This window comes from Corallococcus sp. AB038B, assembly GCF_003668955.1.
GTDB classification, from domain to species: Bacteria; Myxococcota; Myxococcia; order Myxococcales; family Myxococcaceae; genus Corallococcus; species Corallococcus exiguus.
Map to the genome: position 1 here is coordinate 1,858,657 of NZ_RAWO01000001.1, position 15,019 is coordinate 1,873,675.

Genomic DNA, 15,019 nt, shown 5'->3' on the forward strand with positions numbered 1-15,019 from the left:
TTCAACCTCCCTTGCTGAAGCCGCGCTTCGCGAGCTCGATGCGGGTGATGACGCCCTTGTGCACTTCGTCCGGGCCGTCCGCGATGCGCAGGCTGCGAGCCTGGGCGAAGAAGCCCGCGAGCGGCGTGTCGCGAGACACACCCGCGCCGCCGTGCAACTGGATGGCGTCGTCCACCACCTTCTGGAGCACGTTGGGCGCCACGACCTTGATGGCCGAGATCTCCGTCATCGCGCCCATCGCGCCTACGTCGTCCAGCTTCCACGCCGCGTACAGCGTGAGCAGGCGCGCCTGGTCGATGGCGATGCGTGCCTCCGCCACGCGCTCGCGGTTGCCGCCCAGGTTGATGAGCGGCTTGCCGAACGCGGTGCGGTTCATGCCCCGGTCGATCATCAGCTCCAGCGCCCGCTCCGCCGCGCCGATGCAGCGCATGCAGTGATGGATGCGACCCGGGCCCAGGCGGCCCTGCGCGATTTCAAAGCCCATGCCCGGTCCGGAGATGAGCGCGGACACCGGCAGCCGCACGTCGTGGAAGTGCACCTCGCCGTGGCCATGCGGGGCGTCATGGTCGCCGTACACGGGCAGCATGCGGATGATTTCCACGCCCGGCGCGTCCATGGGCACCAGGACCATGGAGTGCTGGTGGTGGCGGTCCGCGCCCGCCTGCGACGTGCGGCCCATGAAGATGGCCACCTTCGCGTTGGGGTGGCCCAGGCCGCTGGACCACCACTTCTTGCCGTTGAGCACGACGTGGTCGCCGTCCACTTCGGCGGTGGCCTGCATGTTGGTGGCGTCCGACGACGCGGCGTCCGGCTCCGTCATGCAGAACACGGAGCGGATGTCGCCCGCGAGCAGCGGCTTCAACCACTGCTCCTGCTGCTCCGGCGAGCCGTAGCGCCAGAGCACCTCCATGTTGCCGGTGTCGGGGGCGCTGCAATTGAAGACCTCTGGCGCCATGAAGCTGCGGCCCATCTGCTCCGCGAGCGGCGCGTACTCCAGCGTGCTCAGGCCCGCGCCCAGCTTCGCGTCCGGGAGGAAGAGGTTCCACAGCCCCGCGGCCTTCGCGCGGGCCTTGAGCTCCACCATCACGGGCGGCACCTTCCACTGGCGCCAATCCCCACCGGCCTCCATCGCGTGCAGGGCCCGGAGGTATTCGCCCTCCACCGGCTCGATGTGGTCAGCCATGAAGCGCTGCACGCGCTCCAGGTATTCGCTCGTCCTGGCGGAAGGCTGGAAGTCCATGCGGGGCATCCTGCGCCCCGCCGGGTTGGCGATGCCACTGAATGTTGAATGTCTGTTCTGGGGCTGGCGCTGGCCTGGCCGCTGCCTTCAGCGGCGGCGAGGCGCCGGTGCCTTGCGCGCGCGTGACGAGCGCGTTCCGCGTGGCGAACGCGTTCCGCGACGGCCCTGGGCCTTCGGCTTGCGCGCGGGTGCGCGAGGCGGGGCGGGCTGCTCGATGCTCGCGAGCATGATCCGCCGCAGCAGCGCGTACACGGGCAGCGGGTCGAAGCTCTTGTCCAACTGGTGGTGCAGCGCGAGCCCGTCCACGCACGCCTTGATGATGACCGCGTAGTGCTGGTCCTCGGCGGTGGGAGCCGACTCGTGGCCCGTGCGCACGTGCGCCACGGTGCGGGCAATCTCCTCGTCGCCCTGGCCCAACAGCTGCGCGACGGCGGGTGTCAGCTCCCGGTTGCGCAGGCCCAGTGCGAACAGCTCGTAACGCAACCGGCACGTTCCCGGCGCGTCGGTGGCCAGCTTCTCGCCCCAGGCGAAGGCCGTCTGCGCCAGCTCCTCCGCCGGAGTCTGCGCGCGCAGCCGCTCCAGCTCCGACAGGTACTGCCGGCTCGCCTCCTGGGTGACGGCCAAGAGCAGCGCGTCCTTGCTGCCGAAGTAGTAGTGCACCAGGCCCTGGTTCACCCCGGCCTCGCGAGCCACCTCCTTCACCGTGGCGGCGTCGTAGCCGCGCTCCCCCAACACGCGCTGGCCGGCGGCGATGAGGCGCGCCCGGGCGTCAGGCTCCGGAGCGGCGGGGGGAGGTGGCGTCTTGCCACGGCGGGGGGATGGCATCCCAGACCCATAGGGCACCGCCTCCCACCCCCGCAAGGCCGGCGACCGCTCGTCGCCTTGACATCCCGCGTTGCCGGTCTTAGTTAGTCGCGTGACTAAGTTAGTCGTCCGGCTAAACCGAGGGAGACGGGCCATGCGAGTCGAGTCCAAGCGGTCGATGCAGTGGGTGAAGGCGATGGCGGTGGGTGCTGCGTTGGTGTCGGTGCCGGCGATGGCCCAGGACATGGCGTCCTCGTCCACGGGGCAGGAGCAGCAGCGGCGCGGGGCGTTCCTGCTGGAGCTGCAGCCGCCCGCGCTGGACGGCTCGCTGTACGGCATCCGGGCGGAGGTCGCGCCGTCGCGGGACTCGCGGTTCGCGTTCGGCCTCCTGGGTCGCGCGGGCGGGTGGAACCGGTCGCTGGGGGCGAAGGCGCGCTTCTCCAACGTGGGTGGCGCCGACGTGAAGCTCAACTTCGGCGTGGGCGTGGACAGCCGCTACACGCTGGCCTTCCTGGCGGACGGCACGGTGCGTCCGTTCGTGGGGATGACGCTGGGCCTGGAGGAGTTCGTCGCGCGCCCGGACGGCGCGGCGATGCCGGACCGCAAGGACTACACGACGACGGCCTTCCTGGAGCCGACGCTCGGCGTGATGTGGCGGCCGGGCTCCGGGCGCGTGGGCCTGTCGGCGCGGGCGGGCCCGGGCTTCACCTTCACGGATGTGCGCGAGCTCCAGGTGGGCTCCAGCAACCTGGGTCTGCGCACGGTGTACCCCACTGCGTCGCTGGGCCTGCTGGTCGTCCTGTAGTCGACGGGGCCTACGGAGCGTGACGTGAGTGGTGGATGGGTGGCTACACTCGCCACCCATGAGCGTCTCGTTCGAGTCCTACCGCGCCGAGTTCCCCGTCCTGAAGGAACAGCTCTACCTCAACCACGCCGGAGTCGCGCCCACCAGCACGCGTGCCGCCGCCGCGGTGAAGGCCTGGATGGACGACGTGGTGAATCACGGCGTCCTGAACGAGCGCGGCTGGGAAGCCCAGAGCGAGAAGGTGCGCGGGCTCGCGGCGCGCATCATCGGCGGGTCACCGGAAGAGGTCGCCTTCGTGCGCAACACCAGCCACGGACTGGGGCTGGTGGCGGAAGGCCTGGACTGGAAGCCCGGGGACGAGGTCGCCGTCGCCACGAGCCTCGAGTACCCGTCCAACGTCTACCCGTGGCTGCACCTCAAGGCCCGGGGCGTGGAGGTCCGTGAGATTCCCACTCCGAATGGCGGCGTGACGCCGGAGGCCGTGGCGTCCGTGCTCACTCCGCGCACGCGGCTGGTGGCGGTGTCGTCGGTGCAGTTCGCCACCGGCCACCGCACGGACCTGGATGCGCTGGGCGAAGTGTGTGAGCGCAACGGCGTGCTCTTGTGCGTGGACGGCATCCAGAGCGTGGGCTGCATCCCCGTGGACGTGAAGAAGAGCCGCGTGCACTTCCTCAGCGCGGACAGCCACAAGTGGATGCTGGGCATCTCCGGCATCGGCTTCCTGTACGTGGCGAAGGACGTGCTGCCGCGCGTGCGGCCCGCGCTGGTGGGCTGGCGCAGCACCACGGACGCGTGGAACTTCAATCGCTCGCACTTCGAGCTGCGCGCGGACGCGGCGAAGTTCGAGGAGGGCAGCGCCGCGTACCCCGGCATCTACGCGATGGGCGCCGCGCTGGAGCTGCTGCTGGAGGTGGGGACAGACGCCATCGGCGCGCGCATTGGCGAACTGCTGGCCCGGCTGGACGCGGGCCTGCGCAACCTGGGCTGCGACGTGGGCCCAGAGCCGAAGGACCGCGCGGGCATCCTCACCTTCCTGCCGCCGGGCGCGAACGTCCGGGCGCTCAGCGCGTACCTGGCGGAGAAGACGGTGTCCCACTCCGTCCGGCGCGGGCGCATCCGCCTGTCGCCGCACTTCTACAACACGCCCGAGGAGATGGACCGGCTGGTGGAGCTGGTGCGCGCGTACCGGCCCGGGTGAGTTCCACCCGGACCGGGGTACACGACGACGGCTACTGCGCGGGGAAGAGGTTCTCCACGGAGAGGTAGCGCTCGCCGGTGTCGTAGCAGAAGGCGAGCACGCGGCTGCCGTCCGGCATCTCCGCCAGCTTCTGGTTCACCGCGGACAGCGAGGCGCCGGAAGACACGCCCACGAAGATGCCCTCTTCGCGCGCGGAGCGGCGGGCGAACTCGAAGGCGTCCTTCTCATCCACCTGGATGGTGCCGTCGAGGGCCTCCGTGTGCAGGTTCTTCGGGATGAAGCCCGCGCCGATGCCCTGGATGGGGTGCGGGCCCGGCTGGCCGCCGCTGATGACGGGGGACTTCACCGGCTCCACCGCGAACACCTTCAGCTTGGGCCACTTCGCCTTGAGCACCTCGGCGCACGCGGTGATGTGGCCGCCGGTGCCCACGCCGGTGATGAGGTAGTCCAGCCCGTCCGGGAAGTCGTTGAGGATTTCCTGCGCGGTGGTGCGCTTGTGGACCTCGATGTTGGACTCGTTCTCGAACTGCTGGGGCATCCACGCGTTGGGCGTCTGCGCGACGAGTTCCTGGGCGCGAGCGATGGCGCCCTTCATGCCCTTGGCGCGCTCCGTCAGGTCGAACTGGGCACCGTAGGCGGCCAGCACGCGGCGGCGCTCGATGCTCATGGACTCCGGCATCACCAGGATGAGCTTGTAGCCCTTCACCGCGGCGACCATGGCCAGGCCGATGCCGGTGTTGCCGCTCGTCGGCTCGATGATGACGCTGCCCTCCTTGAGGATGCCCTTCTTCTCCGCGTCCTCAATCATCGCCAGGCCGATGCGGTCCTTGATGCTGCCGCCCGGGTTGGCGCGCTCCAGCTTCAGGTGCACCGTCACGCGCGACGGGTACAGCCGGTTGATGCGCACGTGCGGCGTGTTGCCAATGGTCTGCAGGATGTTGTCGACCTTCATGGCGTCTCCTGTGAATGGGGAACGGGCACTGCGTGGTGGAAACTCAAATCTGGTAGTCGAGGACGTCCAGGCCCTCTTCGCCGTGGCGCGCGCGCACCTCGCTGCGGCGGGTGACGACGGACTGGGCGGGCACGCTCTGCGTGAGCCACGCGTTGCCGGCGATGATGCTGCCCTTGCCCACCACGGTGCCGCCTCCGAGGATGGTGGCGTTCGCGTACACCACCACGTCGTCCTCGATGGTGGGGTGGCGCTTCCTGTCCGCCAGCGCCTTCTCCACCATCAGCGCGCCCAGCGTGACGCCCTGGTAGAGCTTCACGTTGTCGCCAATCACCGTCGTCTCGCCGACGACCAGGCCCGTGCCGTGGTCGATGACGAACTTGCGGCCGATGGTGGCGCCCGGGTGGATGTCCACGCCGGTGCGCTGGTGGGCGTACTCGGTGAGCAGGCGCGGCAGCAGGGGGAAGTTCAGCCGGTGCAGCGCGTTCGCCACGCGGTAGATGGCGATGGCGTAGAAGCCCGGGTAGGTGAGGACGACTTCGTCCACGCTGCGCGCGGCGGGATCCGCTTCAAAGATGGCACGCGCGTCCTGCTGGAGCCACTCATAGAGGTCCGGCAGCTTCGCCATGAAGCGCGAGGACATGCCCGCGTCCGAGACGGGGTAGTGCGGCGCGAGCAGCGCCTGGATGCGCTGGAGGCTCGCCTCCACGGCGGTAACGTCCCGGCGCACGGCGGCGGCGTTGCACTCCAGCCGCTCCGCGAAGTGGGGGAAGAGCAACCCCAGCACCTGCGCGACGAACTCCGGCGCCGCTTTGCGCACGTCCGGGGGGAAGCAGTGGCGCTGTCGCGCCTCCAGCAGGGTGGCAACCAATCGGGCGTTCGGATCGTCCATGGGGCGTTGCGTCAGAATAGCCTGCCGTGACGGCGTTTTCTTTGTTTCCGCCGCCCGAAAGGCTGATGGGGGCGGGATTGGTCTTTTCCCGGCGTGCCGGGGCCTAACGACTGGGGTCCGGACGTGGATGCCGTTGGCGGGAAAACGTCGCGGCTGTCCGGTCGTTCAGGGGGCAGGGCGCGGGGCGCCACGGTGGCTCACAGCGGACTCCGCTCCGCGCCGCCGCTTGCCGACCCGGGGCACGCTGGGGACGATGAGGCCATGACGACCGCCCTGTCCTACGCGCATGGCACCAGCACCACTCCGCTGCTGGGGGAGACCATCGGTCAGAACCTGCGCCGCACCGTCGAGCGTTACGGTGACCGCGAGGCGCTGGTGGTGGCCTCGCAGAACTACCGCGTCACCTGGCGGCAGTTCTGGGACGCGACGACGGCGGTGGCCAAGGGCCTGCTGGCGCTGGGCATCCAGAAGGGCGACCGGGTGGGGCTCTGGTCCCCCAACCGCTTCGAGTGGACCGTGTCGCAGTACGCGCTCGCGCGCACGGGCGCCATCCTGGTCAACCTGAACCCCGCGTACCGCACGTCGGAGCTGGAGTACGCGCTCAACCATGCGGGCGTGAGCGTGCTGCTGCTGGCGAAGGGTTTCCGGCAGACGGACTACACCCAGATGCTGGCGGAGGTGCGGCCCCGGTGCGCGGGCCTGCGCGAGGCGCTGGTGCTGGACTCGGACTGGGACCGGTTGGTGAAGGGCGGCGCGAGCATTGGGGACGACGTGCTGGAGGCGCGGGAGTTGTCGCTCCAGTTCGATGACCCCATCAACATCCAGTACACGTCCGGCACCACGGGCTTCCCGAAGGGCGCGACGCTGTCCCACCACAACGTGCTCAACAACGGCTTCTTCGTGGGCGAGGTGCTGCGCTACGGGCCGGAGGACCGCGTGTGCATCCCGGTGCCCTTCTACCATTGCTTCGGCATGGTGATGGGCAACCTGGCCTGTACGTCGCACGGCTCGGCCATGGTGATTCCGGGCGAGGCGTTCGACCCGCTGGCGGTGCTCCAGACGGTGCAGGCCGAGCGCTGCACGTCGCTCTACGGCGTGCCCACGATGTTCATCGCGGAGCTGGACCATCCGCGCTTCGGCGAGTTCGACCTGCGCACGCTGCGCACCGGCATCATGGCGGGCTCGCCGTGTCCGGTGGAGGTGATGAAGCAGGTGCAGGCGCGGATGCACATGGGGGAGGTCACCATCTGCTACGGCATGACCGAGACGTCGCCCGTGTCCACGCAGAACCCGCTGGATGACACGCTGGAGAAGCGCGTGGCCACGGTGGGCCGCGTGCATCCGCACCTGGAGGTGAAGGTGGTGGATCCGGACTCGGGCGCGGTGGTGCCGCAGGGGCAGCCGGGGGAGCTGTGCACGCGTGGCTACAGCGTGATGCTCGGGTACTGGGAGAACGCGGCGGCCACGGCGGCGGCCATCGACCGGGCGGGGTGGATGCACACCGGTGACCTGGCGACCATGGACGGAGAGGGCTACGTCAAGATTGTCGGCCGCATCAAGGACATGATCATCCGGGGCGGTGAGAACGTGTACCCGCGCGAGGTGGAGGAGTTCCTCCACACGCACCCGGAGATTTCCGAAGCGCAGGTCATCGGCGTGCCCAGCGTGAAATACGGCGAGGAGGTGATGGCGTGGGTGCGCTTGAAGTCCGGCGCCTCGCTCACGGTGGAGGCGCTGACGGCCTTCTGCACTGGCCGCATCTCCACGTTCAAGATTCCCCGCCACTGGAAGTTCGTGGACAGCTTCCCGATGACCGTCACCGGCAAGGTGCAGAAGTTCCGCATGCGCGAGGTCTCCATCGTCGAGCTGGGGCTCGGCGACGTGGCCAACATCAAGACCGCCTGACGGGCTTCTTCTTCGCGGCGGGCTTCTTCTTCGCGGCGGCCTTCTTGGCCGCCGGTGCCTTCTTCGCGGCAGGGGCCTTCTTGGCCGCCGGTGCCTTCTTGGCGGCCTTCTTCATCGCGGCGCGGTTGGCGGCGTCCACGGCGCGGCGGGCCCAGGGCAGCATCCGGCGGCCGTCGTCCTCGGCGTCCGCGGGCGGTGTCCAGTAGCTCATGGGCTGTTCCTTGCCCCGGCTCTGGTAGATGAAGGGCCGGCAGCCCTCGGCCTCGAAGTCGGGGCGGGTGACCTCGTCCGTCTTCAGGTAGAGCTGACCCTGGATGATGAGGCCGAACATCCGGCCGCCGAAGTACAGGCCCCATCCTCCGAACATCGAGCGGGCCTGCACCGGGCCGAGCGGCTTCAGCAATTCGACCGTGTACTCCATGAAGCTGTCCGAGCGGGGCATGGGGCTCTCCTAGTCCAACGGCAGCTCGAAGTGGAAGATGCGCTCGGGGTCCTCGTCGCGCAGGCTCACCCGGACGTGGTGCCGCCGCCGAGGGACGTGAGGAGCCCCTGGAGCTCCTGGCGTGCGTGCAGGCTGTCCGCCTCGGCCTGCTTGCGGTCGCTGATGTCGAGCGCCGTTCCGACGAACTGGAGGGCGCGGCCTTCGGCGTCGAAGGTCACCTGTCCGCGGACCTCGATCCATCGGGTGGGGTGTCCCTGGGCTTCCACCACACGGTGCTCCACGACGTAGAGGCCCTGCGTCCTTCCCGCGAGCGTGGCGGCGATGCCTTCGCGCAGAGCCGCGCGCTCGTCGAGGTGGACGCGGTCGAGCACCCGCTCCAGGCTGAACATCCCTGGCTCCGGGAGGCTGAAGAGCTGAGCCATCCGCTCGTCCACCTGCATCTGGCCGCGGCGCACGTCCAGCTCCCAGGTGCCCGCGCCGGAGGCCTCCACGACGCGGCGGAGCCGCTCCTGGCTGCGCTGCAGGGCCTGTTCTCCGAGCACCCGGGAAGTGGTCTCCGTGCAGACCACCAGCGTGCCGTGGACCTTCCCGTCGTCGTCGAAGGCGGGGGAGTAGCTGTAGGTCCAGTAGACGTTCTCGATGCGGCCATTGCGGAAGATGGGGACGAGCTGATCCTCGTTCCAACTGGGCCGCCCCTCGCGCATCGCGTCTTCCAGCTGTTGTCCGATGATGGGCCAGGCCTCCGGCCAGACCTCGGTGGCGGACTTCCCGAGCGCCTCGGGATGCTTCCCCCTGCCGAAGCTGGGCATGAAGGCGTCGTTGTAGAGCTGGACGAGCTGGGGGCCCCACATGAGGACCATGGGGTGGAGCGAATGGATCAGGGTCTTTACGAGGGTCCGCAGGGAGATGGGCCAGTCCTCCACGGGACCGAGCGGCGTGGCCGCCCAGTCCTTCTCGCGCATCCGGGCGGCCATCTCTCCGGGCCCGTTGAACAGTTCGTCCGCCGTCACGTGGTTCGCCCCCGGTGGTCACCTACGGGAAGGCGTCATAGGTGAACGCTCCATCTGGGGGAAGCACCGGGCACGGCTGTCGCAGGGGAGCGACCGACCTGCTGTCGGGGAGTGAATCACACGATGGCTGGTGTCCTCACCGGGGCTCACCCAGTTCCCGCAGGAAGAAGCGGCGCACGTCGTCCCGGTAGTACCTGCCTTCGGGGCCGTGTCCCTCGCCGGGCATGATCAGCAGGTCGAAGTGCTTGTTCGCGCGCACCAGTGCCTGGGCCATCCGCATCGTCGTGGACAGCGATGCGTTCACGTCGCTCGTTCCGTGCATCAGCTTGAGCGCTCCCTGGAGCTTGTCCGCGAGGGCTTCGTTGGAGCCCGCCGCGTAGCCCGCTGGATTGTCCGCCAGCAGGCCCATGTTCGGCTCGTTGATGATGGCCTCTTCCGTCAGGGCGCCCGGTGCTCCGGCGTAGCCTGCCTTGAAGAACCCAGGCGCCGTCAGCATGCCTCGCAGCGCGAAGTAGCCACCCCAGGAATGGCCGTGGATGCCCACCCGCTCCAGGTCCATGTAGGGCCGGCTGGCTCCTGCCTGCTTCAGCGCCGCGACGTGGTCTGGAATCTCCGTCTGGCCCACGCGGCCGTAGTTCACGTCCTGGAAGGCCTTGCCCCGCCCTGGCGTGCCTCGCGCGTCCAGCACCATCACGATGAACCCGAGCTGCGCCAGCGAGTGCGCGATGATCGATTCAAGCGGGCCCACGTAGCTCCAGGGCACCACCGTCGTGAACGGCCCCGCGTAGATGACGTCGATGACCGGGTAGCGCTTCTTCGGATCGAAGTCCCTCGGCTTGTATAGCGCGCCGTACAGGGGCGTGACGCCGTCCGTGGCCTTGACCGTGATGCCTTCCGGCGGCGTGTAGTGCAGCTCCGCCAGGGCGCTCGTGTCTGACTTCGCGTAGCGGAAGGAGGGGCGCCCCTCCGTGGACACCACGTCCCAGACCCTGGGCTGCTCCCGGGTGGAGTGCCCATCCACGAAGTAGCCCGTGGAGGGGGCCAACACGGGCCGGTGGAGCCCGGGCTCGGGCGTCAGCCGCTTCAGTGCCCCGCCCGCGATTCGTGCCCGATACACCGACCGGTCATAGGGGGCTCCGGGCTCGGCGGACGCGGTGACGAAGAAGGCGTCTGACTTCGATGTGATGCCCGCCACCATGTGGACCGGAAACGCGCCCTGGGTGAGCTGGCGCACGAGCCTGCCGGAATAGTCATACAGGTAGACGTGACGCCATCCATCGCGCTCGGACATCCAGAGGAAGTGCTGATTGTCCGGCAGCGGCTTCACCTGCTGGGCCCATCCGCCCACCGAGAACTCCAGCGCCGCCACGAAGGTCTCCTTCCGCTCCTCCTTCAGCACGCGGCGCCGCTTGCCCGTCACCGGCTCCACCGCCACCAGGTCCAGCCGCTTGCCATCCCGCGACAGCTGGAGCACCAGCGCCTCGCTGCCGTCCGGACGCCAGCCCGCGAACCAGTCGTAGCTCTCCACCGCGTCACCGGGCGCGGGCGTCACCCGCCCCGTCTCCACCGACACGAAGTGCAGCTCCGAGCGCATCAGCGGAGTGCCCGTCTTGGAGTAGGGGGCCCACGTCACCTTCTCCAGGGGAGTGCTGTAGTCGACCAGCGGAAGCCGGTGCATGCCCCGCATGTCGTCGCGCCAGACCGCGAGGAACCGGCCCTGGGGAGACCATGCGGCTTCGGGCAGCCGCCAGGGCGAGTCCTCCGTGCCGGTCCGCTCCAGCCGTGTCGCGCCCTTCGCGTCCACCATGGCGAACCCCTCGTCCCGCTGTACCGCGACCGTCGCTCCGTCCGGCGACAGGCTGCTGCCGGGCACGAGCGACATCGCGACAGGATGCGTGGGTTCGAGTGCCACGAGCCGCTTGTCGGTGAGGCCCAGGGAGAAGGCCCGGCCCTGGACGGTGAAGACGATTCCCTTCGCATCCGTGGTGAGCGTGAAGGGCATGACGACGGGCAACGTCATCGGCTTGCCGAACAGCTCCGTGAGCTGGGATCGCAGCGATTCCGAATCCAGCAGGGGCTGCTGGGTGCGGCGCCGCGCATCCACCAGGACCCACGTGTCCCGGTAGGGCTCCACCCTGGACCAGTACACGAACCGGTCGCCCTCGGGCAGCCACCGCGGCGGCGTCAGGGTGTCCCGGATGCGGTCCGGCCAGCGGAGCGATGCCTCCGAGAAGTCGAGCCGCGCCTGGAGTGCGTCCCCGGCTTCCACTCCCATTGCCTGCCAGGGGACGGCGAGTCCCGCGAGGAGGAGCGCGAGGCGCGCACGCGACAGGAGTCCACCACGGTGGAGCAGGGGAGGCGTCATGGGCACTCTCTTCGGAACGAGGTGAAGGGAAACGTCAGGTCAGGCGTCGCGGTGCTGGGGACGTGGCGCCGAGCAGCTCGGCCAGCGTCTTCAATCCCCGCTCCAGCTCCTCGCGGGAGCCGGCCGCGGCCAGCGACACCCGTAGCGCATTGGGCGCCTGACCCGGACGGGCCGCGAACAGATGCGCGGGTCCGAGCAGCACGTCGCGCGCGGCGGCGGCTTCCACCAGCTCCGTGGCGCGGCGCTGTTCGGGGATGGGCATCCACAGGAAGTACGCGCTGGGGTGCGCGACATAGGGATGGCCCTTGAGCACCTTCGCCGCCAGGGATTGCCGGGCCGTGGCTTCGGAGCGTCGCGCGTCGCGCAGGGACTCGGCCGTGCCGTCCGTCACCCACTGCGTGGCCAGTTCATTCAGCAGGGGAGACCCTGACCAGACCGTCGCCGCGGCCGCGTGCTCCAGCGTCTGCCACGACGAACCCGGCGCCCGGATGTAGCCGACGCGCAGCGCGGGCAGCACCGCCTTGGACAGGCTGCCCAGGTGATAGGTCCGCTCGGGCGCGAGCGCGGCCAGGGGTGCGGGCGCCTTCGCCACGAGCGGGGCCAACGCGCCGTTTTCGATGACGGTGACGTCGAACTTCCGGCAGACCTCCACCAGCGCCTGCCGCCGCTTCAAGGGCATGACGACCGTGGTCGGGTTGTGGTTCGTGGGCGTGCAGTAGAGCACCCGCGCCTTGCTCCTCCGGCAGGTCTCCGCGAGCGCTTCGGGCACGAGCCCCTCCGCGTCGAGCGCCACCGGATGCGTGGGCAGCCGGAGCCACTCCGCGGCGGCGAGGACCCCGGGATAGGTGACGTCCTCCACCAGCAAGCCGTCCGCGTTCGCGAGCAGGGACAACACCATCAGGGTCGCGTGCTGGGCTCCGCTGCTCACGATGACGTTCTCGCGCGTGGCAGGCACACCCGCGAGCTCCAACCAGCGGGCCCCCGCTGCCCGCTGGGCTTCCGTGCCCGCATGGGCCTGATAGCCGCTAAGCGCGCCCAGGTCCGCGCGTTCGCTCAGCCGTTGAAGCGCGGCGGCGAACGCGAGGTGTCCCATGTCGCCGGGGACGATGGGCACGGCCGTGGGCCCCAGGTCGATGCGCGTCCGGTCGAGCTGGGGCGAATAGCGGTCTCCGTCCCGCAGGTTCTTCACGAACGTCCCGTTGCCCACCTGGCTCCAGATGAGTCCCCGCCGTTCCGCTTCAGCGTAAGCCCGGGTCACCGTTCCCAGAGACGTCCCCAGCGTGCTCGCGAGCTCCCGGTGCGTGGGAAGCCGGTCCCCCGCGCGAAGCCGCCCCGCGCTGATGTCCGCCGCGAGCGCATCGACGAGCGCCCCGTACAGAGGGCCCTCGGAGCGTTTCAGGCGCGGTTTCCAGTTGGACTGGGACATAAGTCGGATTGTACCATGACAATCCGGAGCTTGTGCTAGGGCCCTGGCGGGCTTCCTCCACAGCAGGCGCTACACTTCCTTGAACCGCATGCCGGTGGCGCCGGTTCGCTCCAGCGCCGTCTTGAGGTCCTCAGAGACGATGAGCGAGGAGCTCCAGCCCCAGGGGCGGAAGATCTTCGCGTCACCTACCTTCGACTTGTCGATGCGCATGATGTCCACTGAGAGGTACTCACCGATCCGCCAGGGCTGACCGTGCTGCGGCTCCCAGAACTGGACTCCTTCAGAGGCCTGCTCATCGATGCAACGGATGACTTGGGTCGTGACGAGGATGACGTAATGGTCCGGGTGCTTGGGAACGGTGACGGGGATGAGTTGCACCTCATTCGCTGCATGTTCCAGCAGGACGTTGGCGAGCTTGACGTGGATGACAGGGGTCATCCCGAATGCAATCCAAGAGAAATCCAGTGGCCTGCCTGGTTCAACGATTGGAACGGTCAGTGGCCCCTGGACCTGGATGGGAGTCCCTCGGGTGAACATCCACGGGTCTTCCTCTTCCTGGCGAAGATCGTTCCATGGCGGATCTAGAACCCAGATGCCTTCCTGAACGTCCATCTTAAGGTCAAAGTAACGGGCAGACATGGGTTGCTAACGTCCTTGCTTCACGGTCAGAAGCTTGTTGATCGGTGTCCCAGCTGTAGAGGCTTCTTCCGCCAGCTTTCGCAGCGCACCAGTGAGTGCTTCACGGCATTGCACCACGGTGCGACAGTCCTTTGTGAATTGCACCAGCCGTTGGAATACCAAGTCATGGTATTCCTGGGGATGCGGACCCCGGTGGCCTGCGACTTCGACGATGTTCTCCGGGTCCTTCAGCTCCATGCCGGCTCGCTTGAAGATGCGCCGGAACTGGGGTGTCCACGGCCCTCCATTCCTTGAGGATTTCTCATTGCGGATGGTGGCCAGGTGGTGACGCTGGGGCTTCCCGGACCGGGATGACATCGCCACCGCGTTGGGCGCCAGCGCGATGGTGAAACCGTCAGCAGCCATGGCCACGGAGCGCACCCCAGCGAGGGACACGAACTGGAGGCCTGCCTGCGTCTCCACCGCGACCGCCGCCTGCGCGGAGCCTGGCAGGGTGGGGGCCTTCATCGCGAGTCCTGCGGTGTTGCCAATCGCCGCCGTGGCCAGCATGACGAAGATGCGCGCGGCGTTCCTACCCATCACTGCTCCATAGGCCTCGCCCGCGTCGCGCACCTGGATGAACGAGGTGGCCTGGTCCACGTGGCGCACCAGCGTCACCCAGCCGTCGAGGAGGGTCCACACTGTGTCCACGCCCAGGTAGGCAATCGCCGTGGCGGTGATGAGCGCGGCCAATCCCTTGGAGACAGGCTCCGGCATGGCCCATAGCAGCAGGTACATCGTCACGGCGGACGTCATCGTGGCCATGACGGCCTGGGGGCTTGCCATGCCGGCCAGGGCTTCGGCCGTCTCGTTCCAGACGGAATCCATCGCGATGGCCATCGCCAGCGCATAGCGGCCGTCGCTGCCCAGCAAGGGGCCTTCCTCCAACAGGCGCAGGCAGTCTCCCTGCTGGTTGCGCTTCTTGCCGCACCACTGCCGGTAGCCGCGCGTCAGGTCGTCGGACGCGTCCAGGAGCCGCAGCTCCCGCGCCTCTTCCTCGCCCAGTGGGATGATCTGCCGAGTGCGCTCCCGGAAGCCGAAGAGGCCGCTGCGCTCCGGCAGGCCGAACAGCTCGCGTGCTTGCCGCAGGGGATGAGCGAAGGGCCGCACGTCTCTTGCGAGCGTCTTCACCGCCGCCTTGAACTCGTCCTCCTCCAGCCGGGCCTCGGAGGGAGATGCGCCTTCCTCCTCCCGTGGCGTGACGACGACCCTTTCGCCGCCATCGACATCGAGGTGCACGACCCGCGTCGTCGCGCAGCCCGACAGGAGCAGTCCCAGCAGCAGTGCCCAGCCCAGTCGATTCAT

General features: G+C 68.8%; 13 protein-coding genes. 3 read left to right on the top strand and 10 right to left on the bottom strand.

Features of this window, described 5'->3' with window-relative positions; all coding sequences use genetic code 11:
- Position 1 precedes the first annotated feature (1 nt).
- Positions 2 to 1,240 carry an acyl-CoA dehydrogenase family protein gene (locus D7Y04_RS07760; protein ID WP_121758785.1) on the bottom strand — a complete coding sequence of 413 codons (1,239 nt, stop codon included), beginning with the start codon at positions 1,238 to 1,240 and terminating at the stop codon, positions 2 to 4.
- A gap of 87 nt (positions 1,241 to 1,327) precedes the next feature.
- Positions 1,328 to 2,065, bottom strand: coding sequence for a TetR/AcrR family transcriptional regulator (locus D7Y04_RS07765; RefSeq protein WP_233601297.1), 738 nt, complete (start codon positions 2,063 to 2,065; stop codon positions 1,328 to 1,330).
- 133 nt (positions 2,066 to 2,198) lie between these two features.
- Here D7Y04_RS07765 and D7Y04_RS07770 point away from each other — a divergent pair, with 133 nt between their 5' ends.
- Both D7Y04_RS07770 and D7Y04_RS07775 read left to right on the top strand, forming a co-directional pair.
- On the top strand, positions 2,199 to 2,849 hold the full coding sequence (locus D7Y04_RS07770) for a hypothetical protein (protein ID WP_121758786.1): 651 nt from the start codon (positions 2,199 to 2,201) through the stop codon (positions 2,847 to 2,849).
- A 58-nt stretch (positions 2,850 to 2,907) separates the two neighbouring features.
- Positions 2,908 to 4,047, top strand: coding sequence for an aminotransferase class V-fold PLP-dependent enzyme (locus D7Y04_RS07775; RefSeq protein ID WP_121758787.1), 1,140 nt, complete (start codon positions 2,908 to 2,910; stop codon positions 4,045 to 4,047).
- A gap of 31 nt (positions 4,048 to 4,078) precedes the next feature.
- On the opposite strand, the gene cysK is transcribed toward D7Y04_RS07775, so the two are convergent.
- Together cysK and epsC are read right to left on the bottom strand one after the other, a co-directional pair.
- Positions 4,079 to 4,999, bottom strand: coding sequence for a cysteine synthase A (gene cysK, locus D7Y04_RS07780; RefSeq protein WP_120576109.1), 921 nt, complete (start codon positions 4,997 to 4,999; stop codon positions 4,079 to 4,081).
- 43 nt (positions 5,000 to 5,042) lie between these two features.
- Entirely contained in the window at positions 5,043 to 5,888 is an 846-nt protein-coding gene (gene epsC, locus D7Y04_RS07785; protein WP_121758788.1) for a serine O-acetyltransferase EpsC, read from the bottom strand.
- A 261-nt stretch (positions 5,889 to 6,149) separates the two neighbouring features.
- Here epsC and D7Y04_RS07790 point away from each other — a divergent pair, with 261 nt between their 5' ends.
- Positions 6,150 to 7,793: an AMP-binding protein gene (locus D7Y04_RS07790; protein ID WP_121758789.1), complete on the top strand. Its 1,644-nt coding sequence runs from the start codon at positions 6,150 to 6,152 to the stop codon at positions 7,791 to 7,793.
- On the opposite strand, the gene D7Y04_RS07795 is transcribed toward D7Y04_RS07790, so the two are convergent.
- From D7Y04_RS07795 to D7Y04_RS07820, 6 genes are all read right to left on the bottom strand, one after another.
- A complete protein-coding gene (locus tag D7Y04_RS07795) occupies positions 7,780 to 8,235 on the bottom strand; it encodes a TfoX/Sxy family protein (protein ID WP_121758790.1) in 456 nt (151 codons plus the stop codon). The two genes, D7Y04_RS07790 and D7Y04_RS07795, sit on opposite strands and share 14 nt — an antisense overlap.
- Positions 8,236 to 8,300: 65 nt before the next feature.
- Positions 8,301 to 9,245: a PAS domain-containing protein gene (locus tag D7Y04_RS07800; protein ID WP_233601298.1), complete on the bottom strand. Its 945-nt coding sequence runs from the start codon at positions 9,243 to 9,245 to the stop codon at positions 8,301 to 8,303.
- 136 nt (positions 9,246 to 9,381) lie between these two features.
- On the bottom strand, positions 9,382 to 11,610 hold the full coding sequence (locus D7Y04_RS07805; protein ID WP_121758791.1) for a DPP IV N-terminal domain-containing protein: 2,229 nt from the start codon (positions 11,608 to 11,610) through the stop codon (positions 9,382 to 9,384).
- A gap of 34 nt (positions 11,611 to 11,644) precedes the next feature.
- Positions 11,645 to 13,036, bottom strand: a complete 1,392-nt coding sequence (locus tag D7Y04_RS07810; protein ID WP_121758792.1) for a PLP-dependent aminotransferase family protein — start codon at positions 13,034 to 13,036, stop codon at positions 11,645 to 11,647.
- A 69-nt stretch (positions 13,037 to 13,105) separates the two neighbouring features.
- Positions 13,106 to 13,675: an imm11 family protein gene (locus tag D7Y04_RS07815; protein WP_121758793.1), complete on the bottom strand. Its 570-nt coding sequence runs from the start codon at positions 13,673 to 13,675 to the stop codon at positions 13,106 to 13,108.
- A gap of 6 nt (positions 13,676 to 13,681) precedes the next feature.
- A complete protein-coding gene (locus tag D7Y04_RS07820) occupies positions 13,682 to 15,019 on the bottom strand; it encodes an AHH domain-containing protein (protein WP_121758794.1) in 1,338 nt (445 codons plus the stop codon).

Bases quoted from the DNA above. Each gene is read 5' to 3' on its own strand.
- D7Y04_RS07770 (WP_121758786.1), top strand. From the start codon at position 2,199: ATGCGAGTCGAGTCCAAGCGGTCGATGCAGTGGGTGAAGGCGATGGCG.
- epsC (WP_121758788.1), bottom strand. From the start codon at position 5,888: ATGGACGATCCGAACGCCCGATTGGTTGCCACCCTGCTGGAGGCGCGA.
- D7Y04_RS07805 (WP_121758791.1), bottom strand. From the start codon at position 11,610: ATGACGCCTCCCCTGCTCCACCGTGGTGGACTCCTGTCGCGTGCGCGC.
- D7Y04_RS07810 (WP_121758792.1), bottom strand. From the start codon at position 13,036: ATGTCCCAGTCCAACTGGAAACCGCGCCTGAAACGCTCCGAGGGCCCT.
- D7Y04_RS07820 (WP_121758794.1), bottom strand. From the start codon at position 15,019: ATGAATCGACTGGGCTGGGCACTGCTGCTGGGACTGCTCCTGTCGGGC.
- D7Y04_RS07760 (WP_121758785.1), bottom strand. From the start codon at position 1,240: ATGGACTTCCAGCCTTCCGCCAGGACGAGCGAATACCTGGAGCGCGTG.
- D7Y04_RS07790 (WP_121758789.1), top strand. From the start codon at position 6,150: ATGACGACCGCCCTGTCCTACGCGCATGGCACCAGCACCACTCCGCTG.
- D7Y04_RS07795 (WP_121758790.1), bottom strand. From the start codon at position 8,235: ATGCCCCGCTCGGACAGCTTCATGGAGTACACGGTCGAATTGCTGAAG.
- D7Y04_RS07815 (WP_121758793.1), bottom strand. From the start codon at position 13,675: ATGTCTGCCCGTTACTTTGACCTTAAGATGGACGTTCAGGAAGGCATC.
- D7Y04_RS07775 (WP_121758787.1), top strand. From the start codon at position 2,908: ATGAGCGTCTCGTTCGAGTCCTACCGCGCCGAGTTCCCCGTCCTGAAG.
- cysK (WP_120576109.1), bottom strand. From the start codon at position 4,999: ATGAAGGTCGACAACATCCTGCAGACCATTGGCAACACGCCGCACGTG.
- D7Y04_RS07765 (WP_233601297.1), bottom strand. From the start codon at position 2,065: ATGCCATCCCCCCGCCGTGGCAAGACGCCACCTCCCCCCGCCGCTCCG.